Source organism: Streptomyces echinatus (assembly GCF_014203595.1).
Taxonomy (GTDB): Bacteria; Actinomycetota; Actinomycetes; order Streptomycetales; family Streptomycetaceae; genus Streptomyces; species Streptomyces echinatus.
Genome location: NZ_JACHJK010000001.1, coordinates 612,951 through 637,240, shown reverse-complemented (window position 1 = coordinate 637,240; position 24,290 = coordinate 612,951). Strand labels below are relative to the sequence as shown.

The following is a 24,290-nucleotide window of genomic DNA, read 5'->3' as shown; positions in this document are numbered from 1 at the left end:
ACGGCCGCTGATCAGCGTTCCGGCGCCCCGGACGCGATCCGGTGCAGCCGCTCCAGCCGCTCCCGCGTCTCCTCGTTCTTCGGGGTGTACGTCACCATCCGGGCGCCCAGCTGGGGGCCCAGCCACAGGTCGGTGTGCTCCAGGGTGAGGTGGCCGACGTACCGGTTGAGGAACTCCTTCGTCTTGGAGCGGGTGCCGACCACCTCGTACCGCTCCCAGTTCTCGCGGAACTCCGGGATCTCCTCCAGCCGCCCGAGGAGCATCTTCCAGGCCGGCTCGCCGAGGTGACCGGCCAGGGAGGCGCGCAGCCGGGCGGCCATCAGGCGCCGGGCCTCGTCCAGGTGGACGACGGCCGCCTGCCAGTCCTTGTCGGTGTGGATGAGGAGCATGCAGTTCCGGTCCTCGGGCGGGACCGCGTCCAGGTCGCACAGGAGGCGGCCGTAGGTGCGGTTGTAGGCGAGGATGTCGTACCGGCTGTTCTGGATGCAGGCCGGGATCGGCTCCAGCCGGGTCAGCATCTCGCGCAGGGCGGGCGTGATGCTCGGGCAGCTGGCGGCCGGGCTCGGATCGGTCACGCCGGCCAGCTGGAACAGGTGGGCACGCTCGCTGCCGTCCAGCCGCAGGGCGCGCGCCAGGGCGTCCAGGACCTGTACGGAGACCTGGATGTCGCGGGCCTGTTCGAGCCAGGTGTACCAGGTGACGCCGACCGCGGAGAGCTGGGCGACCTCCTCCCTACGCAGTCCGGGCGTACGGCGGCGGGCGCCGCGCGGCAGGCCCACCTGCTCCGGTGTGATGCGCTCGCGCCGGCTGCGCAGGAACGCGGCCAGCTCGTGCCGGCGGATCTCCGCACCCCGGGCCGGCTGCGGCGGGGTCTCCTGGGCCGTGGTCGTCATACGCCCAGGGTGCCGTGCCGGCCAGGCTGGTGCCAGGTGTTTCCGGTACCAGGACGAGAGCGGCAGATAACCAGGCTGAGGGGACGGGAGGGGAAGGAATCGGACGTTCCGGGGCGAGATACGGCCGGAGGGGAACGTGGCGGCGGGCAGGAACGCTCTCCTGATGCGGGCCGGAGCTCCCGGCCCGCCCGTCGAGCAGGGGGTCCCCATGCGTGCTGCCCGCCCGGTTCTCGCCGCGGCCGTCGTCGGCGTGGCGGTGGCGCTCGGTGCCGGTGACGCGCCGGCGACGCGGCCGGCGGCCTCCGCCCAGGCCGTTCCGCCGGCACTGCCCCGGATCGCCGAGGCCTATCTGCAGCAGCGCGCCGCGATGCTCACCACCTCCCCGCCCGCCCTCGAAGAGTCGCTGGCCCTGCTGCACATCACCCCCGAGCTGGCCGGCCGGGCCCGCGCCGACCTCACCGCCCTGCGCGCGAAGGGCGGGCGGTACGCGGCGGACGGCGGCGGATACACCGGGGCGCGGGCCGAGGCCGAGATCACCGGCGCCGATGTCGGCCCGGACACCGCCACCCTCCGGGTCACCGAGTACACCCGCCTGTCCCGGCCCGGCGTCCCCTGGCCCGAGGAGCTGGCCCTGCCCCACACCATGACGTTCACCCGGGGCACGGACGGGAACTGGCTGCTGGCCCGGGACACCGTGGACCCCGGCGAGGGGCTGCCGGCCACCACCATGGTGACCGACCCTGTTGCCGGGTAGTTCTTCTACCAGGATCAGAACACTCTGGTACCAGGCTGAGAAGTGACGCAGGCTCGGGGACATGAGTGAAACCGTCACCGTCCCCGCCGTCCGGACGACGGCCGCGCCGCCCGCGCTCGGCGGGCCCGGGCTGTTCACCGTCCTGCTCGCCGCGGCCCTGCCGCTGGTCGACTTCTTCATCGTCAACGTGGCCCTGCCGGCCATCGGCACCGATCTCGCCGCCGGCGAGGCCGTGCTGGAGCTGGTGGTCGCCGGGTACGGAGTCGCGTACGCCGTACTGCTCGTGCTCGGCGGGCGGCTCGGCGACCTGTACGGCCGCCGGCGGATGTTCCTCGCCGGGATGGCCGCCTTCGGACTTACCTCGCTGGCCTGCGGGCTCGCGCCCGGCGCCGGGAGCCTGGTCGCGGCCCGGGTCGCGCAGGGCGCCTCGGCCGCCGCGATGCTGCCGCAGGTCCTCGCCACCATCCAGGCCTCCACGAGCGGCACGCGCCGGGCGAAGGCCATGAGCCTGTACGGCGCCACGGCCGGGCTGTCCATGGTGGCCGGCCAGATCCTCGGCGGGGTGCTGGTCGCCGCCGACGTCGCCGGGACCGGGTGGCGGGCCATCTTCCTCGTCAACGTGCCGGTGGTCGCGCTGGGGCTGGTGCTCGCCGTGCGGTTCGTACCGGAGACCCGGTCACAGCACCCGGAGCCCGTCGACGTGCCCGGCACGGTCCTGCTCGCGGTGTCCCTGCTGACGCTGCTCGCGCCGCTCACCGAGGGCCGGGCGGCCGGCTGGCCGCTGTGGACCTGGCTGTCGCTGGCCGCGTTCCCGTTCGCCGTGGCCGGGTTCTGGACGGTGGAGCGGCGGGCGGACCGGGCGGGGCGGACCCCGCTGGTGCCGCCGAGCCTGTTCCGGGTGCCGTCCATGCGGCACGGTCTCGAACTCATCGTGCCGTTCTCCATCGGATTCAGCGGATTCATGTTCGTGATCGCGCTGGCACTGCAGCAGGGCGCCCGGCTCGGCCCGGTGCGGGCCGGGCTCGCGCTCGCGCCGATGGCGCTGGCGTTCCTGTTCGTCTCGCTCGCCGGACCGCGGCTGATCGCCCGCTTCGGGACCCGGGTGGTCACCGCGGGATCCGTGCTGCAGGGCGTGGGCGTGCTGCTGATCGTGCTGGCCGCCTGGCGCGACTGGCCGCACCTGGGCTTCGGTCCGCTGCTGCCGGGCGCGGCCGTGGCCGGTGCCGGCCAGGCGCTGCAACTGCCCAACGTGATGCGGATCGTGATGTCGGAGGTGCCGCCCGCCCGCGCCGGTGTCGGAAGCGGTGTGATGGTCACCACACAGCAGTCGGCGCTGGCCCTGGGCGTCGCCACGCTGGGCACCCTGTTCCTGACCCTCGTACCGCACCTGGGCATGCGGGACGCGCTGGTCGGCACGCTGCTGGTGCAGCTGGGCGGGATCGTGCTGACCGGCCTGCTGAGCCTGCGGCTGCCCAGGGCGGTCGGCTGAGCCGGGGGCCCGGCCCGGGCCGCCCGTGCCGACCGGGCCCCGCCGGTGCCGCTCCTGCCGCACACTTCCTTGCGGCCGGGAGGTCCGGCGCGGGGAGGGAGGGCGCGATGACGAGGGGCAGCAGCACGAGCAGGGTCAGCCGCTGGGACGGGCACGGCCGGGAGCACGTGGTCCACGTGGTGCGGACCGGCGTACAGCGCACCATCCGCTGCGAGACCTGCGGCTGGCGGCGCGGCGCGCAGTTCCTGCCGTGGCTGAAGGCGGAGGAGCATCTGGCCGAGTCCCACCAGGCGACGGTCGACCCGACGGCACCCCGGCAGCCTTCGCGCTGAGCGCCGACGGCTCACGCCGGCGACGGGAGCCGTCCGGCCGACACCGTGCGCCGGCCCCGGGCCCGCGGCATCGTGCGCCGGCGCCGGGAACCTGATCACGCGGGCGCCGGACCGTGGTCACGGCCGGGCGCCGGACCGTGGTGCCGGCCAGGCACCGGACCGCGCGCGCGGCCAGAACACCGGGGCACGCTCGCGGCCAGACACCGGGGCACGCTCGTGGCCGGGCGCCGGACCGTGCTCGCCGAGTGCCGGGCAGATCCCTCGGCACCCCCGCCGACCTGCGGTTTCGATGGCGTCCGCACGGTGTTCCGGCTCGTCCCGAGTGGCCGCCCGGCCGGACCCGGGCCAGCCTGGGAAAGGTTCATCGAGCGACGGGAGACGAAACATGACCTCCGTACTCCGCCATCGATACGGCCGCGTGCTCGGCTCCGGCATCCTCTGCGCGGCACTGCTCTCCGGCGGGACGGCCGGAGCCTTCGCCGCCAGTCCGAGCCCCACGGACAACGGCAGCGCCAGCCCCACGGGCGACAAGAGCCCCACGGGCACCGCGAGCCCGAGCCCCACCGGCAAGACCTCGATCACCGTCACCGCAGGCAAGTCCTCGGTGAAGGCCGGCGACATGGTGACGTTCACCGGGCGCACCAAGGGCCTGAAGGTCGGCAGCCCGCTGGTGCTCCAGCACGAGAAGAACGGCAAGTGGACGGCCCTGAAGGCGACCGCCAAGGTCAAGACCGGCAACTCCTACGCCCTCGCGGCCAAGCTGAACACCAAGGGCGACGAGCACCTGCGGGTCGCGAGCGTGACCAAGGAAGGGAAGGTCTTCTCGCCCACCGTCACCGTGAAGGTGAACTGAGCCCCCGCACCAGCAGGTCCACGACGGCCGTGAACTCCTCGTCGATCCCCGGGGCGGTCCACTCCCGGGCGTGACAGGGGTCGTGGAAGCGGCAGGTGGCCTGGAAGACGGCCCGGGCCGCGGCGGCCGGGTCGGGCACGGAGAAGTCGCCCGACCCGGCCCCCGCCATGACGATCCGGGTGAGCTGGCCGGTCAGTTCGGCTATGTGCTCGTGGACCACACCCCCGAGCTCGTCGGTGAGCACGGTGTAGGTCGCGAACAGCTCAGGGTCGTCACCCGCCTTGTGCCGCTTGGCGGCGAAGAGGGCGGCGAGCCAGTCGCGCAGCCGCCGCTCGGGGTCCCGGTCCTCGGCGTCGACGATCCCGGCGAGCCGCTCCGAGGTCCGGTCCAGCCAGCGCTTGGTGACCGCCTCGCGCAGCGCCGCCTTGGTGCGGAAGTGCCGGTAGACACTGCCGTGGCTGACGCCGAGCGCGCGGGCCACGTCGACCACGGTGGCCTTGGCCGGGCCGTGGCGGCGCAGCACCTCCTCGGTGGCTTCGAGGATCCGCTCGGCGGTCAGGGTCTCGCTGGTCGGTGGCATGCCTAGACCGTACCCGGCACGGCGATCAGCGCTCGCTGTCGAGGTGCGCCATCTGCACCGTCGGGTAACGGTCGCCCGCCGCCGCGTCCGCCGGGACGGCCTCCTCGATCGCCGTCAGGTCGGCCTCGTCCAGCGTGACCTCCAGCGCGCCCAGCGACTCGCCCAGCCGCTCGCGGGTGCGGGCGCCGACGAGCGGCACGATGTCCTCGCCGCGGGAGACCACCCAGGCGATGGCGGTCTGGGCGACCGTGACGCCCTTCCTCCCGGCGATCTCGCGCAGGGCCTCGACCAGGTTCAGGTTGTGCTGGAGGTTGTCGCCCTGGAAGCGGGGCGAGTGGGCGCGGAAGTCGGTCGGGGCCAGTTGCCGGTCACGGGAGAAGTGACCGGAGATGAGGCCGCGGGAGAGCACGCCGTACGCGGTGATGCCGATGCCCAGCTCACGGGTGGCCGGCAGGATCTCCCGCTCGATGCTCCGGGAGATCAGCGAGTACTCGATCTGGAGGTCGGCGATGGGAGCGGTGGCGGCGGCCCGCCGGATGGTGTCGGCGCCGACCTCGCTCAGGCCGATGTGCCGGACGTACCCCTTCTCGACCAGTTCGGAGATCGCGCCGACGGTCTCCTCGATCGGGACCTCCGGGTCGAGGCGCGCGATCCGGTAGACGTCGATGTGGTCGACGCCGAGGCGCTGCAGGGAGTAGGCGGCGAAGTTCCGCACGGCGGCGGGACGGCCGTCGTAGCCGCTCCAGTTGCCGTCCGGGTCGCGCAGAGCGCCGAACTTGACGCTGGTCAGGGCCTTTTCGCGCAGGGCGGCGGGCGCGGTGCGCAGAGCCTCGCCGATGAGCATCTCGTTGTGGCCCATGGCGTAGAAGTCGCCGGTGTCGAGCAGGGTCACGCCCGCGTCCAGGGCGGCGTGGATCGTCGCGACGGACTCCGCGCGGTCGGCGTCGCCGTACAGCGCGGACATGCCCATGCAGCCGAGGCCGAGGGCGGAGACCTGGGGGCCGGTGGTTCCGAGGGTTCGGGTTCGCATCGTCATGCCCCCTAGCCTGACATGACAGCTGACAGATTTCAATATCTGTCATTCCATCCTTGCCACCCCCGCTTCAGAACTGGTCCAGACCTATTGACGGAAGGTCTGGACCAGAGCACTGTGCGGAGAGCACCGCGATCTGTCATGCCTACGACACCTCACCGATCCCCCACCGGGAGGCCCGATGCTCCGCCGCACCCTGCGCCTGCTCACCGCTGCCCTCACCACCGCCGTCCTCGCCCCGCTCGCGATCGCCGCCGCGCCCACCGCCTCCGCCGCCGACACCTGCGCGGTGAAGTCACGGCCCGCGGGCAAGGTGCTCCAGGGCTACTGGGAGAACTGGGACGGCTCCGCCAACGGCGTCCACCCGCCCTTCGGCTGGACCCCCGTCACCGACTCGCGCATCCCCGCCCACGGCTACAACGTGATCAACGCGGCCTTCCCGGTGATCCGCTCCGACGGCACCGCGCTGTGGGAGGACGGCATGGACAGCGGCGTGAAGGTGGCGACACCCGCCGAGATGTGCGCGGCCAAGGCATCCGGGCAGACGGTCCTGCTCTCCATCGGCGGCGCCGCGGCCGGCATCGACCTGTCGTCCTCCGCCGTCGCCGACCGCTTCGTGGCGACGATCGTCCCGATCCTGCAGAAGTACAACTTCGACGGCATCGACATCGACATCGAGACCGGCCTGGTCGGCAGCGGGTCCATCGGCCGGCCGTCCACGTCCCAGGCCAACCTGATCCGCATCATCGACGGGATCCTCGCGCGGATGCCGTCGAACTTCGGCCTGACGATGGCCCCCGAGACGGCCTATGTCACCGGCGGCAGCGTCACCTACGGCTCGATCTGGGGCGCGTACCTGCCGGTCATCAAGAAGTACGCCGACAACGGCCGCCTGTGGTGGCTGAACATGCAGTACTACAACGGCAGCATGTACGGCTGCTCCGGCGACTCCTACTCGGCCGGCACGGTCCAGGGCTTCACCGCGCAGACCGACTGCCTCGACAGGGGGCTCGTGGTCCAGGGAACGACCATCAGGGTGCCGTACGACAAGCAGGTCCCGGGACTGCCCGCCCAGCCCGGCGCGGGCGGCGGCCACATGTCCCCGTCCCTCGTCTCCCAGGCCTGGAGGCACTACGGCAGCTCGCTCAAGGGCCTGATGACCTGGTCGATCAACTGGGACGGCTCGAAGAACTGGACCTTCGGCGACAATGTGAAGGCGCTGCAGGGCCGTTGAAGCACCGCCCGGTGAATCCTTCCGGGCGGCTCGCGCCTCTTATGCCCGTACCGGCGGCCGTCGGTACGGGCACAGGAGGTTTTCGTGATCCTTGGTATCGGTATCACCGTCGGCTTGGTGCTGCTCTGCACCTGTGCGGTCGCCATCAGGCGGAGGGCGAGGTGAGCGTGAGCGGAACGGCCTGGCCCGGCGACCGGCTGGTCGTCGCCGCGCAGCGCGGTGACGTCGACGCGATCGCCGCGCTGGTGTCGGGCTCCCACCCGAACGTACGGCGCTTCGCCCACGCCCTGTGCGCGACACCGGAGGACGCCGAGGACGCGGCACAGGAGGCCCTGATCATCCTGTACCGGAAGATCGGGATGCTGCGGGCCTCCGGCGCGCTGGCGTCGTGGATGTTCCGCATCGTCCGCAACGAGTGCCTGCGGCGCGCGCGGACGGCGGCGCGGGCCCGGGCGGTGCTGCCGGACACCGCCCTGGACACCGCCGTGGAGACGGCCGTGGAGTCGGCCGAGGACGAGGTGCTGCGCCGACTGGAGGCGGGCAGGGTGGCGGCGGCGGTCGCCGCCCTGCCACCGGACCAGCGCCGGGTGCTGGTCATGCGGGATCTGCAGGGCCACAGCGGACGGGCGGTCGCCCATGCGCTGGGCCTCAGCACGGCGGCGATGAAATCCCGCCTGCACCGCGCCCGCGCGGCGGTCCACCAGACGCTCCGCACCACGTCCGACGCGGCGCCCGGAGGTGGCGATGTCCGCTAGAAGGACCGAGACCCCCGACACAGCGGCCGCCAGGAAGACCCCGGACCCCCGAGCGACGGCCGGCACGAAACCCGCGGGCCCCGACTTCGCGAGCGCCTCGCTGCCCCGGCACCTGGTGCGCGGGGCGCTGGGATTCGGCGCGCTGATCGCCTCGTTCGCCTGCCTGCCGGCCGTCGGGCCGGTCAGCCTGCTGCTCCTGCCGGCCGGCCTGCTCGCGTTGCGCGGCTGCCCGATGTGCTGGGCGATCGGACTGCTGCAGACCGTCTCCAGGGGCCGCCTGCAGCGCTCCTGCAAGGACGGCCACTGCGAACTGACCGTACGCAGCCCCTGAAACACCCGCCACGAGCCGCCCCCTCCCGCAGAACGGGGGACGAGGGCAGCGCGCCGGCGCCAAAACGCCCACCCACCAGCCGAGCGAGTCGGGTGGTGGGTGGGCGGGGTGGGGGGCCGGGGGCGGAGCCCCCGGGGAGGGCGGCCGGAGCCGGGCGTCAGCAGCCGACGAGGCGCTGGGCCAGGTAGCCCTCGATCTGGTCGAGAGACACCCGCTCCTGCTTCATCGAGTCACGCTCACGCACGGTCACGGCGTTGTCCTCGAGCGTGTCGAAGTCGACGGTCACACAGAACGGCGTACCGATCTCGTCCTGACGACGGTAGCGGCGCCCGATCGCACCGGCGTCGTCGAACTCGATGTTCCAGTTCTGCCGCAGCGCCTGCGCGAGCCCCTTCGCCTTCGGGGACAGCTCCGGGTTCCGGGACAGCGGCAGCACCGCCACCTTCACCGGGGCCAGACGGTGGTCGAGCCGCAGCACGGTCCGCTTCTCCATCTTGCCCTTGGCGTTCGGCGCCTCGTCCTCGACGTACGCGTCGAGCAGGAAGGCCAGCATGGTGCGGCCGACACCCGCCGCCGGCTCGATGACGTACGGCGTCCAGCGCTCGCCGGCCTCCTGGTCGAAGTAGGAGAGGTCCTGGCCGGAGGCCTTGGCGTGGGCGCCGAGGTCGTAGTCGGTGCGGTTGGCGACACCCTCCAGCTCGCCCCACTCCGAGCCGCCGAACTGGAAGCGGTACTCGATGTCGGCGGTGCGCTTGGAGTAGTGGGAGAGCTTCTCCTTCGGGTGCTCGTACCAGCGCATGTTCTCCTCACGGAGACCCAGGCCCCGGTACCAGTTCCAGCGCTGCTCCATCCAGTATTCCTGCCACTGCTCGTCCTCGCCGGGCTTGACGAAGAACTCCATCTCCATCTGCTCGAACTCGCGGGTGCGGAAGATGAAGTTGCCCGGCGTGATCTCGTTGCGGAACGACTTGCCCATCTGGGCGATGCCGAACGGCGGCTTGCGGCGCGAGGTGGTCTGCACCTGGGCGAAGTTGGTGAAGATGCCCTGGGCGGTCTCGGGACGCAGGTAGGCGACGGAACCGGAGTCCTGGGTCGGGCCGAGGTGGGTGGAGAGGAGACCCGAGAACTGCTTGGGCTCGGTGAACTGGCCCTTGTTGCCACAGTTCGGGCAGTTGATGTCCGCCAGGCCGTTCGCCGGGGCGTGACCCTTCTTCTCCTCGTACGCCTCTTCAAGGTGGTCGGCACGGAACCGCTTGTGACACGAGGTGCACTCGGTCAGCGGGTCCGTGAAGGTGGCGACGTGGCCGGAGGCGACCCAGACCTCCGAGGCCAGGATGACGGACGAGTCGATACCGACGACGTCCTCGCGCGACGTCACCATGTAGCGCCACCACTGACGCTTGATGTTCTCCTTGAGCTCGACACCCAGGGGTCCGTAGTCCCAGGCGGCACGCTGTCCGCCGTAGATCTCACTGCACGGGAAAACGAAGCCACGGCGCTTGCTCAGGCTGACGATGGTGTCGATCTTGTCGGCGGCCACGGTGCTCTCTTCATTACGACGACGGGCGTTGAAGCGAGATGCTTCCAGCGAATGATTCAGGTTACCGGCGCAGGCTCCCCCACGACCAAATCGGCCCCTGCCCAGACCGTCTGACGAGCGTTGTTGACAACGGTTTCCATGTTTGTTGAAAATGACTGTCATGAACGTACGACGACGCCTCATACCCGCCGCCGCGGTCGCCGCGGCCACCGCGCTCGGCATCGGCACCCTCTCCGCCTGCTCCGGCGGCACGGCGGTGGCCGCCAACACGAGCAAGTTCGACGTCGTCGCCTCGTTCTACCCGATGGCCTTCCTCGCCGAGCGGATAGGCGGGGAGCACGTGAACGTCACCACCCTCACCTCCCCCGGCCAGGAACCGCACGACCTGGAGATCAGCCCCCGGCAGATCGCCTCCCTGGAGGAGTCCGACGCGGTCCTGTACCTGAAGGGCCTCCAGCCCTCCGTCGACGACGCGGTGGCCCAGTCCCCGGTCGACGTCAAGATCGACGCGGCCTCCCTGACCTCGCTGGAGGAGCACGGCACCGAGGTCGGCGGCCACGCGGCCGAGCACGACGACAGCCACGCCGGCGAGCACGAGGAGACGGGCAAGGACCCGCACCTCTGGCTCGACCCGGTGCGCTACGCCCAGGTCGCCGAGGGGGTCGGCAAGGCCTTCGGGAAGGCCGACCCCGAGCACGCGGCCGACTACGAGAAGAACACCGCGGCCCTGGTGAAGCAGCTGAACGGGCTGAACACCGAGTTCGCGAACGGCCTCGCGGACACGAAGAGCAAGGTCTTCATCACCACGCACGCCGCCTTCGGCTACCTCGCCGAGCGCTACGGCCTGACCGAGGAGGCCGTCGCCGGTCTCGACCCCGAGGCCGAGCCGAGCGGCGCCCGGATCCGGGACCTGGAGGAGATGGCCAGGGCGGACGGCGTCACCACCGTCTTCTACGAGACCCTCGTGAGCGACAAGACCGCCAAGACCGTCGCGGGCGACGCGGGCCTGAGGACCGACGTCCTCGACCCGCTCGAGGGCATCACGGACCAGTCCCGCGGCAAGGACTATTTCGCCGTCCAGCGGGCCAACCTGAAGGCACTCCAGCAGGCCCTGGGCGCCAAGTGACCGGCACGGGAGAGAAGATGACCAGTGAACCCGTCGTAGCCCTGCGCGGGGTGACCGCCGAACTCGGCGCGCGACCCGTGCTGCGCGGTATCGATCTGACCGTCGGCCGCGGCGAGGTCGTCGCGCTGCTGGGCGCCAACGGCTCCGGCAAGTCCACGGCGATCCGCACGATCATCGGCCAGGTGCCGGCCAGCGGCGGCACGGTCGAGCTGTTCGGCACCCCGCGCCGGTCCTTCCGGGACTGGGCGCGCGTGGGCTACGTACCGCAGCGGACGACGGCCGCGGGCGGTGTCCCCGCGACGGTCGCCGAGATCGTCTCCTCGGGCCGCCTGTCGCGCACCCGCTTCGGCGTCTTCCGCAAGGCCGACCGGGAAGCCGTACGCCACGCCCTGGAGCTCGTCGGCCTGGCCGACCGCGCCAAGGACTCGGTGACCGCCCTCTCCGGCGGCCAGCACCAGCGGGTACTGATCGCCCGCGCGCTGGTCGCCGAGCCCGAACTGCTGATCATGGACGAGCCGATGGCGGGCGTCGACCTGGCCAGCCAGGAGGTGCTGGCGCGGACGCTGCGGCAGCAGGTCGAGGTGGGTACGACGGTCCTGCTCGTCCTGCACGAACTGGGCCCGCTGGAGCCCCTCATCGACCGGGCGGTCGTCCTGCGCGACGGCTGCGTCCTGCACGACGGGCCGCCCCCGCAGGCGGTCGGCCAGCACGCGCTGCCCGGCCACGACCACGTACACCCGCACGCCCCCGAGGGCGCCGAACCGATCCGCACGGGACTGCTGAGCTGATGGACCTCCTGAACTACGCATTCATGCAGCGGGCGCTCCTCGCGGCCGTCCTGGTCGGCATCACCGCGCCCGCGGTCGGCATCTACCTGGTCCAGCGCCGCCAGGCCCTGATGGGCGACGGCATCGGGCACGTGGCCATGACGGGCGTCGGCCTCGGCTTCCTGCTGTCCACGTCCCCCGTGTGGATGGCGACGGCCGTCTCCGTCCTCGGCACGGTCCTGATGGAGCTGATCCGCTGGTACGGCAGGACGCGCGGCGACATCGCCCTGGCCATGCTGTTCTACGGCGGTATGGCCGGCGGCGTGATGCTGATCAACGTGGCGGGCGGCTCCAGCGCCAACCTGGTCTCGTACCTCTTCGGCTCGCTGTCCACGGTGTCCCCGTCCGACGTGACCGCGATCTGCGTCCTGGCCGCCTTCGTCCTGCTGGTCACGCTGGGGCTGCGCCGCCAGCTGTTCGCGGTCAGCCAGGACGAGGAGTTCGCGCGGGTCACCGGGCTGCCGGTGCGTGCGCTGAACCTGCTGACGGCGGTCACCGCGGCCGTGACCGTGACGGTCGCCATGCGGGTCGTCGGCCTGCTGCTGGTGTCCGCGCTGATGGTCGTGCCCGTGGCGGCGGCCCAGCAGCTCACCCGCAGCTTCACCGTCACCTTCGTGATCGCCGTGGCGATCGGCGTGGCCGTGACCGTCAGCGGCACGGTCACGTCCTTCTACCAGGACGTGCCCCCCGGCGCGACCATCGTCCTGCTGACCATCGCCACGTTCATGGCACTGACCGCGCTGGCCACCCCGCTGGCCCGGCGGCGCGCCCGCGCGGCGGCCGCGGCCCAGCCCGCCGGAGACCCGGCGGAGTGCTCAATTCCGGCCGCGCGGGCGGCGGGGGAGGAAGCCGGCGTCTGACCGCGGACTGCCCGGACTGGCACAATGGCCCGGCAGACGCCAGACGTGAGGAGGCAACGGTGACGACCGCTGGACCGCCCGTGAAGGGCCGCGCGACCCGCCAGCGTGCAGCCGTGGCGGCGGCCCTGGACGAGGTCGACGAGTTCCGCAGCGCGCAGGACTTGCACGACATGCTCAAGCACAAGGGCGACTCCGTCGGTCTGACCACGGTCTACCGCACCCTGCAGTCCCTCGCCGAGGCCGGCGAGGTCGACGTCCTGCGCACGTCCGACGGGGAGTCGGTCTACCGCCGCTGCTCGACCGGCGAACACCACCACCACCTGGTCTGCCGCACCTGCGGCAAGGCGGTGGAGGTGGAGGGCCCGGCGGTGGAGAAGTGGGCGGAGGCCATCGCCGCGGAACACGGCTACGTCAACGTGGCCCACACGGTGGAGATCTTCGGCACGTGCGCGGACTGCGCGGCGAAGACCGACTGACTGATCGCGCAGTTCCCCGCGCCCCCAGGGGGTTGCGGCACCGTCCGTCGTGCCATGCGCCGCCGCCGTTGCGGGCAGTCGTGCCGCTGGGGCGGCACGGGTGGGCGCAGCGGCACCCCGCCAACGCGGGCAAGCGCCCCCCACCCGGCCACCACCGGGCCCCGGCCCCTTGGCCTCCCAGCCCCTTGGCCCCTCGCCCCCTTCGCTCAGCCTCGGCCGAAGCAGCGCTCCAGTTCGTTCAGGTCGTAGAACGTGCTGCCCTTCGCGACGGGACGGCACCCCGTCTTGAAGGCCGTCTCCTTCTCGTTGTAGAGCATGCGGACCAGATAGCGGTCGCCCTTGCGGAAGACGTCCCACTGGATGTTGGCACCCAGGGGAGCCACGGAGGCGCCCCGCCACGGGTTGTCGGCGTACGTGTACGCCTCCCCCGGCGCCGCAGGCCGCGTGCTGCCCGGCAGCCCCATCAGCGCGGCCAGCGGAATGATCTCCTCGGCGTGCGTGAAGCGGAGTTCGGCGCCGAGGCCGCCGGTGCCGTCCCGCTTGGCCTCGACCTGCTTGAAGAAGTCGTCCAGGAGCACGTCCGCCATCTTGTACGTGATGTCGCTGTCCAGGAACCCCGGACCCTTCTCGTAGAAGTCCTCCGCGTCGGACAGATAGCCGAACCAGGCCGCGTCCGCAGGGGAGATGTAGCGCTCCATGCCCCAGCCCCCGCCGTCCGGGCTCTCCTCGCTCATCGCCGGGGCGATGGCGTACAGGTTGTAGACGGCCTGGGCGGCGCCCACCTGGTCGTCGATCCGCTCGACGAAGGACTCCTCGAAGATCTTCCGCAGCACGCACCGGGCGGCCTCACGCGTCCTGGCCTGGCCGGTGATGCCCTTCAGGGTGTCCTTGAGGCGCTGGTCGTTCTCGATGTACTCACGGTAGGCGGCCCCGCCCGCCGACTTGTGGAAGTACAGCAGGTCCTTGTCGGTCCGGCCCGGCCCGATCAGCGGCTTCAGCTCGGGGGCGGCACCGGCGAGCGCGTCCGCGAACTCGGTACCGCTGCCGACGGCCCGGCCCTGCCCGGAGCTGACGACGTCGATCCTCTCCCCGTCGTCGGCGATCTTCGCGAACAGCGACGGCAGCCGCCGCTCCATGCGCACGGCGGCCGCCGCCAGCTCCTGCCGGCCGCGCCCGCTGAGGTTGCCGTAGCCGACCTTCGCCATGGCGGCCTGCAGAGCCCGCACCTTCGGCCCGAACTCCTCGCCCCTGCGGGTGAGTTGACCCTCCGACTCGGCCTTGTCCCACAGCGCGAGGATCAGGTCCCCGTCCTCGCTGTCGGTGGCCGCCCGGGACCCGTGCCGGGAGACGTTCTCGGTGAAGACGGGAACGAAACCGGCCGGGGCCTTCTGGTAGCCACGCGGGTTCTGCACAGGGGAGTACGGCGCCTTGGTGCCGTAACTCTCGCGGTGCGCGGGGCCGTCGGCGGCGTGCGCGGGCAGCGCGGCGAGCAGCAGGGCGCCGAGGGCGAGGACAGGGGTGAGACGTCTCATGAGTCCCGCATCCTCGGCGGCCCGCATGAACCCACGATGGCTAGGAGGTGGAATCACCCTTCATGGCGGCTTCCATGGCCATCAGTTCCTCGTTCGGGACGGCCCCGCCGAAACGCCGGTCCCGGGAGGCGTACTCCATGCAGGCCCGCCACAGGTCACGGCGGTCGAAGTCGGGCCACAGCACGTCCTGGAAGACCATCTCGGCGTAAGCGCTCTGCCAGAGCAGGTAGTTGGAGGTGCGCTGCTCACCGCTCGGGCGCAGGAACAGGTCGACGTCCGGCATGTCCGGGTAGTACAGGTACTTCTGGATGGTCTTCTCGGACACCTTGGACGGGTCGAGCCGGCCGGCCTTCACGTCCTCGGCCATCCGCTGCGCCGCGTCGGCGATCTCCGCGCGCCCGCCGTAGTTCATGCAGAAGTACAGGGTGAGCAGGTCGTTGCCCTTGGTCTGCTCCTGCGCGACCTGGAGCTCCTTGGCGACCGACTTCCACAGCTTGGGCATACGGCCCACCCAGCGCACCCGGATCCCGAGCTCGTCGAGCCGGTCCCTCGTCTTGCGGATGAAGTCGCGGTTGAAGTTCATCAGGAAACGGACCTCGTCGGGCGACCGCTTCCAGTTCTCGGTGGAGAAGGCGTACAGGGAGATGTTGCGCACACCCATCTCGATCGAGCCCTGGAGCACGTCCAGCACCCGCTCGGCACCGACCTTGTGCCCCTCGGTGCGCGGCAGACCGCGCTCCTTCGCCCACCGCCCGTTGCCGTCCATGACGATCGCGACGTGGTTCGGCACCAGCTCACCCGGGAGCTTGGGTGCGCGGGCACCGGACGGGTGCGGCTCCGGCGCCTTGTACTCGCGCCGCTGGCGCCCCAGGATCCCGCGTACGACCATCTGCTTCTCGTCTCCTCGACCGTGAACTACTTCTCTACGTACCGGAGGGAGCGCAGCCCGCGCTCCAGATGCCAGTGCAGGTAGGCGGACACCAGCCCGCTGCCCTCGCGGACGTACCGCGCCTCGCACGTGTCCGCCGTCTCCCAGTCTCCCGTAAGCAGCGCCCCGAGCAGTACCAGGGTCTGCGGGGACGGTACGACGCTGCCGGGCACCCGGCAGTCGACGCAGACGGAACCGCCGGAGGCGACCGAGAAGAAACGGTTCGGGCCGGGCATCCCGCACTTCGCGCAGTCGCCGAAGCTGGGCGCGTACCCGTTGACGGCCAGGGAGCGCAGCAGAAAGGCGTCGAGGACGAGGTGGGGCGCGTGCTCGCCCCGGGCGAGCGTCCGCAGCCCCCCGACCAGCAGCAGGTACTGCTGGACGGCCGGCTCGCCCTCATGATCGGTGAACCGCTCGGCCGTCTCCAGCATGGCCGTACCGGCGGTGTACCGCGCGTAGTCGGTGACGATCCCGCCACCGTACGGAGCGATCGTCTCGCTCTGTGTGCACAGCGGCAGCCCGCGCCCGACCAGTTCGCTCCCGCGCGCGAAGAACTGCACGTCGACGTGGGAGAAGGGCTCCAGCCGGGCCCCGAACTTCGACTTGGTGCGCCGCACCCCGCGCGCCACGGCGCGTACCCGCCCGTGACCGCGCGTGAGCAGCGTGATGATCCGGTCCGCCTCACCCAGCTTCTGGGTGCGCAGCACGATGCCGTCGTCGCGGAACAGACTCATGCCCACCATTCTCGCCCATGCCCGGAGCGGCTAGAGAGCCTCTCCGCGACTGCGGGCGTTGGCGTACGCGGTCGCCGCGCTCAGCCGCTCGGCGGCGGTCGCACTGCGCAGCACGCCCGGCTCGGCGTCCCACTCCCGCCCGCCCCCGTACGGTCTCAACTGCACGTACGGCCCCTCGTGCCCCATGACGATACCGACCTTGCCGGTATGGGTGTCCATCACATGACTCCCGACGGGGGGCTTCACCACGCCACCCCCACCGGCGCGGCCACGAGCCGACGGACGCTCACGCCGGGACAGCGCCTGGACCCCCCGAGCAAGGACGCCACCTCGGACACCACCCTCCCCGACCCGACCCCCGGTGACCCGGAAATGGCGCCGACTGCTTCCAGACCCGACCGCGATTCCCTCAACATTCCCTCCGCCTCTTCGCCAGACAGCGCCGCCCGGGCGCCACGTTCGCGCCTCCCCCCTGCTCCCCTCCCCTCGCGAATTTCACGCTTCGTACACCCAGAGTGACGCTCCGCGTCTAAACTCAACAGACACCTGCGCCCTACAACTGCCCGACCCCCCACATGCATTGACCACGCCGGCACGACGGAGGACGCAAGGACGGCCCTGCGCCGGCGATCGGGGAGCGATTGGCAGATTCGCGCCAGAGGACCACCCGAGCACCTCCCCATGCCCCAGCTCAGAACGGCGGACCACGCACAGAGCTGGCACACCAACCACACCAACACCGCCGGGCGAAAGAACCCCACAACCCAACGGCACCCCCCGTCAGCCCCGCCGCTCCCACCCCCACCACCCCCATTGGCCCGACCTCTGGCGCCTACGCCATTCGTGTGTGCCGTCTTGACCGCCCCCACGGCCCCTCCTATGGTCGCGCTACCGACCGGACGTAGGACGTAGGACGTCGTATCTCACCCCTCCCCCTCCCACCCCCGCTGGAGGACCCGTGCGCGATGACGTGAAGCCCGACGTACCGGCACCGCGCCGCCGGTCGTTGCTGAAGGGTGCCGGGGCGCTGGGTGCGGGCGCGCTGGTGGCGGGCTGTTCCGCCGGGCCGGAGTCGACCAATGACACCGGCGACGGGGGCAGCGGCAAGAACCGGACGCTGACCGCAGTGATCGGCTACGGCAACGACGGCAGCTGGGACCCGACCCAGACCGCGTCGGCGTTCGCGATGGCCGCCAACAACCACATCTACGAGGGGCTGCTGGACACCGACCCGATCACCCGGGCTCCTTATCCGGCGCTCGGCACCGAGGTGCCGAAGGACGCGAGCGCCACCACCTGGCGTTTCACGCTCCGCCCGGGTGCCACCTTCCACGACGGCAAGCCCGTCACCGCCGACGACGTCGTGTTCGTCTTCGACCGGATCCTGGACCCGAAGACCCAGACCCTCGCCAAGGGGTTCTTCACCTCCTGGCTGGGCTCCGTGCGCAAGGTCGACGCCCGCACCGTCGAGCTGGTGCTCAAGTTCCCCTTCCCGGACGGGCTCTCCCGGCTCACCCTGGCCAAGATCATGCCGAAGCACGTCTTCTCCGCGCCCGGCGCCTGGGATGACGCGATCAAGGGTCTGGCCGTGGGTTCGGGACCGTACCGGCAGACCGCGCACCACCCGAAGTCGAACACCACCTTCGAGGCGTTCGCCGGCTACAACGGCCCCCGCAAGCCGGCCTTCAAGCGCATGAACTGGCTGACCATCGTGGACGCGGCCCCGCGTGTGGCGAAGATCTCCGGGACCGGTGCGGGCGCGCAGATCGCCGACAACATCCCCTACGCCAACATCACGCGGCTGGAGCAGGGCGGGCTGAAGGTGGCCGGCGGCGCCGGGATGAACAACCTCTTCCTGATGTTCAACACCCGGCACAAGCCCTTCGACGACGTCCGGGTGCGTCAGGCCCTGCACTACGCGATCGACACGGAGAAGATGGTGCGGGTCGCGCTGAAGGGGCACGGGAGGCCCGCGTCCTCGTTCCTCGACGAGGGCAATCCGAGCTACCGGCGGGCCGGGACCGTCTACGGCTACGACCCCGCCAAGGCCAAGGCGCTGCTGAAGGCCGCCGGCGTGAGTGACCTGAAGGTCGAGATCCTCGCGGTCAACGTCAGCTGGATCGTGGACTGCCTGCCGACCATCAAGTCCTCCTGGGACGCGATCGGCGTGCGGACCACGCTGTCGCCGCAGGAGACCACGGCCGTGTTCACCAAGATGGACCAGAAGCAGGACTACCAGGTGGTGGCGGCGGCCTCCAACCCGAACCAGTTCGGGCTCGACGCCGATCTGATCATGCACTACAACTACGGGCCCGAGAACCTGTGGATGCAGTACACGCGGTGGGCCGGCGACCCGGTGGCCAGGCAGCTCTTCAAGGACATGGACCGGGCGACCCGGGAGCCGGACCCCGCGAAGAAGAGGGCGATGGTCCAGGACTACATCGACGTCGTCGCGGAGCAGGCCGTGCTCTATCCGGTCGTCCACAACGAGCTGATGACCGCCTGGGACGCGCGCAAGCTCAGCGGGATAAGGGCCCAGCCGTATCCGGGCGTCAACCTCCTCCAGGCCCAGTGGATCTGACGGTATGACGACCGTCGTACGGATCCTGCTCCGCCGGGTCGCCCTGCTCGTGCCGCTGCTCCTCGGCATCGTGCTGTTCGTGTTCCTGGTGATGCGGTTCTCGGACGTCGACCCGGCGTCCGCGTTCTTCCAGGGCGCCAATCCGACCCCGCGGCAGCTGCACGACTTCCGGGAGGAGAACGGGCTGCTGGACCCGCTGCCGGTGCGGTACGTCCACTTCGTCGGTGATCTCCTCCACGGCGACCTCGGCATCAGCGCCCTCACCCGTGCCCCGGTGGTGGACCAGGTCACCACCGCCCTGCCGCTCACCCTCCAGCTGACCTTCCTCGGCCTGGCCCTCGCGGTCGTGCTGGCGCTGGCCGGCGGGGTGACGGCGGCGGTGTACCGGGACCGGCTGCCGGACCAGGTCATCCGGGTCGTCTCGCTGGTCGGGGTCGCCGCGCCGGGGTTCTGGCTGGCGCTGCTGATGATCCAGTACCTGGCGGTGGACCGGGGCTGGTTCCCGACCGGCGGCTACATCAATCCCGCCGACTCCGTCACCGGCTGGCTGAAGACCATGGCCCTGCCCGCCTTCGCCCTGTCCCTGCCGGTCGCCGCCCAGCTGACCCGGATCGTCAGGACCTCCGTGGTGGAGGAGCTGGACAAGGACTACGTCCGTACGGCCGTCGGGAGCGGGCTGCCGCCCCGGGTCGTCGTCGGGCGGAACGTGCTGCGCAACGCCCTGGTCAATCCGCTGACCGTGCTCGGTCTGCGGGTCGGCTATCTGCTCGGCGGCGCGGTCGTGATCGAGACGATCTTCTCGCTGCCCGGCATGGGCAAGCTGATGATCGACGCCGTGAAGAACGGCGACCCGGCCGTCGTGCAGGGGGTCGTCCTGACGACGGCCACCGGCTTCGTCGTCGTCAACCTGGTCATCGACATCCTGTATCTGCTGGTCAACCCACGACTGAGGGCGGGCTGATGGTCACGCGCGCGAGTCTCGCCGAGCGGCTGTCGCGGCCGGGCGTCCGGCTGCGCGGGCCGCGCCGGCTGCCGCTGCTGTCCAGGGTCGCCCTCTGCTTCCTGGCCCTCGTCGTCCTCGTGGCCGTACTCGCCCCGGTCCTCGCCCCGGACGATCCGCTCGACCAGCAGGACCCGGCCGGCGGGACCGGGGCGCCGTCCGCCGCGCACTGGATGGGGCAGGACAGCCTGGGCCGGGACGTCCTGAGCCGGCTGATGTACGGCGCCCGGTGGTCGCTGGCGATCGGGCTGGGCGCGACCACGCTCGCGCTCGTCGTCGGCGCCCTCCTCGGGGCGCTCGCCGCCACCTCCCGCAAGGCGGTCGACGAGACGCTGATGCGCTGCCTGGACGTGGTGATGGCGTTCCCGGGGATCGCGCTCGCGGCCGTGCTGGTCGCCGTGTTCGGCGGCGGGATCGGTGTGCTGATCCTCGCCATCGCCTTCCTGTTCACGCCGCCGGTGGCCCGCGTCGTACGGGCCAACGTGCTGGATCAGTACGGCGAGGACTACGTCACGGCGGAGCGGGTGATCGGGGCGCGCACCCCGCACATCGTGCTGCGGCACGTGGCCGTCAACTGTGCCGCGCCAGTGCTGGTGTTCTGCACGGTCCAGGTCGCCGAGGCCATCGTCTTCGAGGCGTCGCTGTCCTTCATCGGCGCGGGTGTCCGGCCCCCGGACCCCTCCTGGGGCAGTGTGATCGCCGACGGCAAGAACATGGTGCTGACCGGCGGCTGGTGGGCGACCGTGTTCCCGGGACTGCTGATCCTGCTCACCGTGCTGTCGCTGAACGTCCTCTCCGAGGGTGTGTCGGACGCGTGGGCGGCGCCCGCCCCGAGGGAGGTGCGGGCGCCGGAGGACCGGCTCCAGGCGCCCGAGCCCGGTACCGGCGAGGTGCTCGCGCTGCCCGGGCTCGGCGAGGCCGCCCGGCGGTTGCGTTCCCGGGCGCGGCCGCTGCCCGACCGGTCCGGGCAGCCGGTGCTGGCCGTGGAGAACCTCGCCATCGGTTTCCCGGACCGGCACCGGGGCGTGGACATCGTGGCCGGGGTCGGTTTCGAGGTGTACCCGGGCGAAGTGCTCGGTCTGGTGGGCGAGTCGGGCTGTGGCAAGTCGCTGACCGCGCTCACGGTCATGGGTCTGGCGCCGAAGGGTGCCCGGATCAGCGGCCGGGTGCGGTTCCGGCAGCGGGATCTGCTCGCCGAGCCGATGCGGGTGCGGCGGCGGCTGCTGGGCCATGAGATGGCCATGGTCTACCAGGACGCCCTGTCCTCGCTGAATCCGGCCATGACCGTCCGCGCCCAGCTGAAGCAGCTCGTCCGGCGCGGTGGCCGCCGCAGCCCGCGGGAGCTGATGTCGCTGGTCGGGCTGGATCCGGAGCGCACCCTGCGCAGTTATCCGCACGAGCTGTCCGGCGGGCAGCGCCAGCGGGTGCTGATCGCGATGGCCCTGTCCCGCGACCCGAAGCTGATCGTCGCCGACGAGCCGACCACGGCCCTGGACGTCACCGTGCAGGCGCAGGTCATGGAGCTGCTGCTGAGGCTGCGGGCGGAGCTGGGTTTCGCGCTGATCCTGGTCTCGCACGACCTGGCGCTGGTCGCCGACGTCACCGACCGGGTGGTGGTGATGTACGGCGGGCAGATCGTGGAGGCCGGGGTGACCGCGGACCTGGTGGCGGCACCGGCCCACCACTACACGCGCGGGCTGCTCGGCAGTGTGCTCTCGCTGGAGTCGGCCGAGGAGCGGATGACGCAGATCAAGGGGGTCGTGCCGGCTCCCGCCGACTTCCCGGCGGGCTGCCGGTTCGCCGACCGCTGTCCGCTCGCCGTCGAGGTGTGCCACGCGACCGCGCCGGTGCTCGTGGGCACGCCCACGCACACGGCCGCCTGCCACCGTCCGGCGGTGGAGCCGACGTCCGCGGAGAGCGAGGAGGCCCTGCAGTGACCGCTGTGGTGGAGGTGCGGGACGCGCACGTCGTGCACAAGGCGCGCAGCGGCGGCCTGTTCCGGCGGGACCGGGTGTACGCCCTGACCGGCGCCGATCTGTCGGTCGCGGCCGGGGAGACGGTCGGTGTGGTCGGCGAGTCGGGGTGCGGGAAGTCGACGCTGGCGAAGGTGCTGGTGGGCATCGAGCGGCCGGTCTCGGGGACGGTGACGTTCGGGGGCCGGGACCTGTGGGCGATGCCGCCGGCCGAGCGCCGGGCGACGGTGGGCGCGGGCACCGGTCTGGTCTTCCAGGACCCGTCGACCGCCCTGAACCGCCGGCTGACGGTCCGCCGTGTGCTGCGTGACCCGCTGGACGTCCACCGGCGTGGTACCCGGTCCGCACGGGAGGAGCGGGTGCGGGAGTTGATGGATCTCGTGGGCCTGCCCCGGGCGCTCGCCGACGCCCTGCCGGGGCAGCTCTCGGGCGGGCAGCGGCAGCGTGTGGCCATCGCCCGGGCGCTCGCCCTGGACCCGGCCCTGGTCGTCGCCGACGAGCCGACCAGCGCCCTGGACGTCTCGGTCCGGGCGCAGATCCTCAACCTGCTGCTCGATCTGAAGGAACGCCTCGGTCTCGCCCTGGTGTTCGTCTCGCACGACATCCAGACCGTGCGGCGGATGAGCGACCGGGTGATCACCATGTATCTCGGGCGGATCGTGGAGGAGACCCCGGCCGGCCGGGTCACCGATGGCGCCCGGCATCCCTACACGCGGGCCCTGTTCTCGGCCACGCCCGGCCTGCTGGACCCGGTCGAGCCGATTCCGCTGACCGGGCCCGTGCCCTCGGCGACCCGGCCGCCGAGCGGCTGTCCGTTCCGGACCCGCTGCTGGAAGGCCGACGAGGTGTGCGCCCGGGTGATGCCGGACTTCTCGGCCGCGTCGCAGCCCGGACACCGCTACCGTTGTCACCATCCTGTGGAGGAGGACACATCGACCCGAGACCTAGCTCGCCAGGAGCCCTGAATGACCTTCCCCGCCCCCCTCACCGGTGTCGTCCCGCCCGTCTGCACGCCCCTGACGCCGGACCGCGAGGTGGACGTGCCCTCGCTGCTGCGCCTGGTGGACTTCCTGGTGGAGGCCGGGGTGCACGGGTTGTTCCTGCTCGGGTCGACCTCGGAGGCGGCCTTCCTGACGGACGGGCAGCGCAGGCGGGTGGTGGAGGCCGTCGCCGGGCACGTGGGCGGTCAGCTGCCCGTCCTGGCGGGCGCCATCGACATGACGACCCCGCGGGTCCTGGAGCACGTCTCGGCCGTCGCCGCGGCGGGCGCGCGGGCGGTCGTGGTCACGGCCCCGTTCTACGCCCGCACCCATCCCTCGGAGATCGTCCACCACTACCGCCGGATCGCGGCCGCCAGCCCGGTCCCGGTGATCGCCTACGACATTCCCGTCGCCGTGCACACCAAGCTGCCCGCCGATCTGGTGCTGGGGCTCGCCGGGGACGGCGTGCTGGCCGGGATCAAGGACTCCAGCGGTGATCTGGCGGCCTTCCGGGAGATCGTCACGGGTGCCCGTGCGCACCCCGGGTTCAGTGTGCTGACCGGCTCCGAGCTGATCGCCGACTCCGCGCTGGCGCTGGGGGCCGACGGGGCGGTGCCGGGTCTGGCCAACGTCGACCCGCACGGCTATGTGCGCCTCTACCGCCAGTGCCGGGCGGGCGACTGGGAGGGCGCGCGGACCGAACAGGAGCGGCTGTGTGCCCTGTTCGGGATCGTCGGCGTCGGCGCTCCGGCGCGGATGGGCGGCAGCTCGGCGGCGCTCGGGGCGTTCAAGGCGGCGCTGCATCTGCGCGGTGTCATCGACTGCCCGGTGACCGCCGAGCCGCAGGTGCCGCTGTCCGGCGAGGAGGTCGAGCGGGTCGGCAAGTTCCTGGCCGCGGCCGGGCTGCTCGGCGTCGGCACCCACCGGCGCTGAAGCCACCCACCGGCGCCGCGATCACCGGCGCCGGAGCCGCTCCGTCGGCGACGGCAACGCGCCGGAAGGCCCCGGACCGGTAAGGGTCCGGGGCCTTCCGCATCCACTCCGAGACGAACGCAGGCTGCCACAACAGCTGGACGGGCGCTACGGCACGGGTGCCGAGACCCGGATCCGTGCGTTACGCGGCGCGGCTACCAGCCGTGACCGCATTCGGAACCGATGTCGGTGAACTGCGCGCCCGGGCTGCCCTCGCCGTTCAGCAGGTTTCCGCCCAGGCCGTTGAGGATGCCGACCTCGCCGAGAATGTCGATGTTCATGTCGTGGGACTTGCACCCACCGCCGCCGCCACCTGCCGCGGCGGTGGCGGGGCCGACGCCCATGAGGCTCACGCCACCGATGAGGACGGCCGCAACAGCGGCCTTGCGAAGCTTGCGCATGTCTCCTCCTTGAGTCGGGTGTGGGAGCGCATCGTCAAAGATCCGATAAGTGCGCTCATTTCGGAGGCTAGATCGACATCTCCCACCGCGCTCACCGGGGGAGCCA

25 protein-coding genes are annotated in these 24,290 nt (G+C 71.6%); 16 read left to right on the top strand and 9 right to left on the bottom strand.

Annotated elements, in window-relative coordinates; all coding sequences use genetic code 11:
• Positions 1-11: 11 nt before the first annotated feature.
• Entirely contained in the window at positions 12-893 is an 882-nt protein-coding gene (locus FHS34_RS02765) for a helix-turn-helix transcriptional regulator (protein ID WP_184960152.1), read from the bottom strand.
• A 208-nt stretch (positions 894-1,101) separates the two neighbouring features.
• On the opposite strand from FHS34_RS02765, the gene FHS34_RS02760 reads away from it, so the two are divergent.
• The 4 genes from FHS34_RS02760 to FHS34_RS02745 all read left to right on the top strand — a co-directional run bounded on the left by FHS34_RS02760 (position 1,102) and on the right by FHS34_RS02745 (position 4,321).
• Positions 1,102-1,647, top strand: coding sequence for a hypothetical protein (locus FHS34_RS02760; RefSeq protein ID WP_184960150.1), 546 nt, complete (start codon positions 1,102-1,104; stop codon positions 1,645-1,647).
• Positions 1,648-1,708: 61 nt separating this feature from the next.
• Positions 1,709-3,136, top strand: coding sequence for an MFS transporter (locus FHS34_RS02755; RefSeq protein ID WP_184960148.1), 1,428 nt, complete (start codon positions 1,709-1,711; stop codon positions 3,134-3,136).
• 107 nt (positions 3,137-3,243) lie between these two features.
• Entirely contained in the window at positions 3,244-3,468 is a 225-nt protein-coding gene (locus tag FHS34_RS02750) for a hypothetical protein (RefSeq protein ID WP_184960146.1), read from the top strand.
• 385 nt (positions 3,469-3,853) lie between these two features.
• Positions 3,854-4,321, top strand: a complete 468-nt coding sequence (locus FHS34_RS02745) for a hypothetical protein (protein ID WP_184960144.1) — start codon at positions 3,854-3,856, stop codon at positions 4,319-4,321.
• Here the strand turns inward: FHS34_RS02745 and FHS34_RS02740 are convergent.
• Together FHS34_RS02740 and FHS34_RS02735 are read right to left on the bottom strand one after the other, a co-directional pair.
• A complete protein-coding gene (locus FHS34_RS02740) occupies positions 4,302-4,901 on the bottom strand; it encodes a TetR/AcrR family transcriptional regulator (RefSeq protein ID WP_184960142.1) in 600 nt (199 codons plus the stop codon). The two genes, FHS34_RS02745 and FHS34_RS02740, sit on opposite strands and share 20 nt — an antisense overlap.
• 25 nt (positions 4,902-4,926) lie before the next feature.
• Positions 4,927-5,937 (bottom strand): aldo/keto reductase, encoded by a 1,011-nt coding sequence (locus FHS34_RS02735; RefSeq protein ID WP_184960140.1) that lies wholly within the window; start codon positions 5,935-5,937, stop codon positions 4,927-4,929.
• A 178-nt stretch (positions 5,938-6,115) separates the two neighbouring features.
• Between FHS34_RS02735 and FHS34_RS02730 the strand changes: the two genes are divergently transcribed.
• The 3 genes from FHS34_RS02730 to FHS34_RS02720 all read left to right on the top strand — a co-directional run bounded on the left by FHS34_RS02730 (position 6,116) and on the right by FHS34_RS02720 (position 8,254).
• Positions 6,116-7,168 carry a chitinase gene (locus tag FHS34_RS02730; RefSeq protein WP_184960138.1) on the top strand — a complete coding sequence of 351 codons (1,053 nt, stop codon included), beginning with the start codon at positions 6,116-6,118 and terminating at the stop codon, positions 7,166-7,168.
• Positions 7,169-7,335: 167 nt separating this feature from the next.
• The gene (locus tag FHS34_RS02725; RefSeq protein ID WP_225817441.1) at positions 7,336-7,923 is read left to right on the top strand and encodes an RNA polymerase sigma factor; all 588 of its coding nucleotides are present in this window, start codon (positions 7,336-7,338) and stop codon (positions 7,921-7,923) included.
• On the top strand, positions 7,913-8,254 hold the full coding sequence (locus FHS34_RS02720; RefSeq protein ID WP_225817415.1) for a hypothetical protein: 342 nt from the start codon (positions 7,913-7,915) through the stop codon (positions 8,252-8,254). The genes FHS34_RS02725 and FHS34_RS02720 overlap by 11 nt, the downstream gene beginning before the upstream one ends.
• Positions 8,255-8,411: 157 nt before the next feature.
• Here FHS34_RS02720 and FHS34_RS02715 read toward each other — a convergent pair whose 3' ends face one another.
• A complete protein-coding gene (locus FHS34_RS02715; RefSeq protein WP_184960129.1) occupies positions 8,412-9,794 on the bottom strand; it encodes a glycine--tRNA ligase in 1,383 nt (460 codons plus the stop codon).
• 160 nt (positions 9,795-9,954) lie between these two features.
• On the opposite strand from FHS34_RS02715, the gene FHS34_RS02710 reads away from it, so the two are divergent.
• Genes FHS34_RS02710 through FHS34_RS02695 form a run of 4 tightly spaced genes read left to right on the top strand, consistent with a single transcriptional unit; the run spans position 9,955 to position 13,083 of the window.
• The gene (locus FHS34_RS02710) at positions 9,955-10,920 is read left to right on the top strand and encodes a metal ABC transporter substrate-binding protein (protein ID WP_184960127.1); all 966 of its coding nucleotides are present in this window, start codon (positions 9,955-9,957) and stop codon (positions 10,918-10,920) included.
• 17 nt (positions 10,921-10,937) lie between these two features.
• Positions 10,938-11,708, top strand: coding sequence for a metal ABC transporter ATP-binding protein (locus FHS34_RS02705; RefSeq protein WP_184960125.1), 771 nt, complete (start codon positions 10,938-10,940; stop codon positions 11,706-11,708).
• Positions 11,708-12,607, top strand: coding sequence for a metal ABC transporter permease (locus FHS34_RS02700; protein ID WP_184960123.1), 900 nt, complete (start codon positions 11,708-11,710; stop codon positions 12,605-12,607). The genes FHS34_RS02705 and FHS34_RS02700 overlap by 1 nt, the downstream gene beginning before the upstream one ends.
• 59 nt (positions 12,608-12,666) lie before the next feature.
• Positions 12,667-13,083, top strand: a complete 417-nt coding sequence (locus FHS34_RS02695; protein ID WP_184960121.1) for a Fur family transcriptional regulator — start codon at positions 12,667-12,669, stop codon at positions 13,081-13,083.
• A gap of 206 nt (positions 13,084-13,289) precedes the next feature.
• Here the strand turns inward: FHS34_RS02695 and FHS34_RS02690 are convergent, their stop codons facing one another.
• From FHS34_RS02690 to FHS34_RS02675, 4 genes are read right to left on the bottom strand one after another with little or no spacing between them, the layout of a single operon-like run.
• Complete coding sequence (locus tag FHS34_RS02690) at positions 13,290-14,615, bottom strand: histidine-type phosphatase (RefSeq protein ID WP_184960119.1); 1,326 nt, start codon at positions 14,613-14,615, stop codon at positions 13,290-13,292.
• A gap of 40 nt (positions 14,616-14,655) precedes the next feature.
• Complete coding sequence (locus FHS34_RS02685; RefSeq protein WP_184960117.1) at positions 14,656-15,504, bottom strand: isoprenyl transferase; 849 nt, start codon at positions 15,502-15,504, stop codon at positions 14,656-14,658.
• A 26-nt stretch (positions 15,505-15,530) separates the two neighbouring features.
• Complete coding sequence (gene recO / locus FHS34_RS02680; protein ID WP_184960115.1) at positions 15,531-16,277, bottom strand: DNA repair protein RecO; 747 nt, start codon at positions 16,275-16,277, stop codon at positions 15,531-15,533.
• A gap of 30 nt (positions 16,278-16,307) precedes the next feature.
• The gene (locus tag FHS34_RS02675) at positions 16,308-16,523 is read right to left on the bottom strand and encodes a hypothetical protein (protein WP_184961305.1); all 216 of its coding nucleotides are present in this window, start codon (positions 16,521-16,523) and stop codon (positions 16,308-16,310) included.
• Between the two features lie 712 nt (positions 16,524-17,235).
• On the opposite strand from FHS34_RS02675, the gene FHS34_RS02670 reads away from it, so the two are divergent.
• Genes FHS34_RS02670 through FHS34_RS02650 form a run of 5 tightly spaced genes read left to right on the top strand, consistent with a single transcriptional unit; the run spans position 17,236 to position 23,744 of the window.
• Entirely contained in the window at positions 17,236-18,858 is a 1,623-nt protein-coding gene (locus FHS34_RS02670; RefSeq protein ID WP_184960113.1) for an ABC transporter substrate-binding protein, read from the top strand.
• A gap of 4 nt (positions 18,859-18,862) precedes the next feature.
• Positions 18,863-19,819 carry an ABC transporter permease gene (locus FHS34_RS02665; protein ID WP_184960111.1) on the top strand — a complete coding sequence of 319 codons (957 nt, stop codon included), beginning with the start codon at positions 18,863-18,865 and terminating at the stop codon, positions 19,817-19,819.
• The gene (locus tag FHS34_RS02660; protein WP_184960109.1) at positions 19,819-21,795 is read left to right on the top strand and encodes a dipeptide/oligopeptide/nickel ABC transporter permease/ATP-binding protein; all 1,977 of its coding nucleotides are present in this window, start codon (positions 19,819-19,821) and stop codon (positions 21,793-21,795) included. The genes FHS34_RS02665 and FHS34_RS02660 overlap by 1 nt, the downstream gene beginning before the upstream one ends.
• Complete coding sequence (locus tag FHS34_RS02655; protein ID WP_184960107.1) at positions 21,792-22,796, top strand: oligopeptide/dipeptide ABC transporter ATP-binding protein; 1,005 nt, start codon at positions 21,792-21,794, stop codon at positions 22,794-22,796. Before FHS34_RS02660 ends, FHS34_RS02655 begins: the two co-directional genes overlap by 4 nt.
• Complete coding sequence (locus FHS34_RS02650) at positions 22,797-23,744, top strand: dihydrodipicolinate synthase family protein (RefSeq protein ID WP_184960105.1); 948 nt, start codon at positions 22,797-22,799, stop codon at positions 23,742-23,744.
• Positions 23,745-23,938: 194 nt separating this feature from the next.
• Here the strand turns inward: FHS34_RS02650 and FHS34_RS02645 are convergent, their stop codons facing one another.
• Positions 23,939-24,184 (bottom strand): hypothetical protein, encoded by a 246-nt coding sequence (locus FHS34_RS02645; RefSeq protein WP_184960103.1) that lies wholly within the window; start codon positions 24,182-24,184, stop codon positions 23,939-23,941.
• Positions 24,185-24,290: the final 106 nt, after the last annotated feature.

Excerpts from the sequence above, each read along its gene's own strand:
- FHS34_RS02765 (WP_184960152.1), bottom strand. The coding sequence starts at position 893 with ATGACGACCACGGCCCAGGAGACCCCGCCGCAGCCGGCCCGGGGTGCG.
- FHS34_RS02760 (WP_184960150.1), top strand. The coding sequence starts at position 1,102 with ATGCGTGCTGCCCGCCCGGTTCTCGCCGCGGCCGTCGTCGGCGTGGCG.
- FHS34_RS02755 (WP_184960148.1), top strand. The coding sequence starts at position 1,709 with ATGAGTGAAACCGTCACCGTCCCCGCCGTCCGGACGACGGCCGCGCCG.
- FHS34_RS02750 (WP_184960146.1), top strand. The coding sequence starts at position 3,244 with ATGACGAGGGGCAGCAGCACGAGCAGGGTCAGCCGCTGGGACGGGCAC.
- FHS34_RS02745 (WP_184960144.1), top strand. The coding sequence starts at position 3,854 with ATGACCTCCGTACTCCGCCATCGATACGGCCGCGTGCTCGGCTCCGGC.
- FHS34_RS02740 (WP_184960142.1), bottom strand. The coding sequence starts at position 4,901 with ATGCCACCGACCAGCGAGACCCTGACCGCCGAGCGGATCCTCGAAGCC.
- FHS34_RS02735 (WP_184960140.1), bottom strand. The coding sequence starts at position 5,937 with ATGACGATGCGAACCCGAACCCTCGGAACCACCGGCCCCCAGGTCTCC.
- FHS34_RS02730 (WP_184960138.1), top strand. The coding sequence starts at position 6,116 with ATGCTCCGCCGCACCCTGCGCCTGCTCACCGCTGCCCTCACCACCGCC.
- FHS34_RS02720 (WP_225817415.1), top strand. The coding sequence starts at position 7,913 with ATGTCCGCTAGAAGGACCGAGACCCCCGACACAGCGGCCGCCAGGAAG.
- FHS34_RS02710 (WP_184960127.1), top strand. The coding sequence starts at position 9,955 with ATGAACGTACGACGACGCCTCATACCCGCCGCCGCGGTCGCCGCGGCC.
- FHS34_RS02705 (WP_184960125.1), top strand. The coding sequence starts at position 10,938 with ATGACCAGTGAACCCGTCGTAGCCCTGCGCGGGGTGACCGCCGAACTC.
- FHS34_RS02700 (WP_184960123.1), top strand. The coding sequence starts at position 11,708 with ATGGACCTCCTGAACTACGCATTCATGCAGCGGGCGCTCCTCGCGGCC.
- FHS34_RS02690 (WP_184960119.1), bottom strand. The coding sequence starts at position 14,615 with ATGAGACGTCTCACCCCTGTCCTCGCCCTCGGCGCCCTGCTGCTCGCC.
- FHS34_RS02685 (WP_184960117.1), bottom strand. The coding sequence starts at position 15,504 with ATGGTCGTACGCGGGATCCTGGGGCGCCAGCGGCGCGAGTACAAGGCG.
- recO (WP_184960115.1), bottom strand. The coding sequence starts at position 16,277 with ATGAGTCTGTTCCGCGACGACGGCATCGTGCTGCGCACCCAGAAGCTG.
- FHS34_RS02665 (WP_184960111.1), top strand. The coding sequence starts at position 18,863 with ATGACGACCGTCGTACGGATCCTGCTCCGCCGGGTCGCCCTGCTCGTG.
- FHS34_RS02660 (WP_184960109.1), top strand. The coding sequence starts at position 19,819 with ATGGTCACGCGCGCGAGTCTCGCCGAGCGGCTGTCGCGGCCGGGCGTC.
- FHS34_RS02650 (WP_184960105.1), top strand. The coding sequence starts at position 22,797 with ATGACCTTCCCCGCCCCCCTCACCGGTGTCGTCCCGCCCGTCTGCACG.
- FHS34_RS02645 (WP_184960103.1), bottom strand. The coding sequence starts at position 24,184 with ATGCGCAAGCTTCGCAAGGCCGCTGTTGCGGCCGTCCTCATCGGTGGC.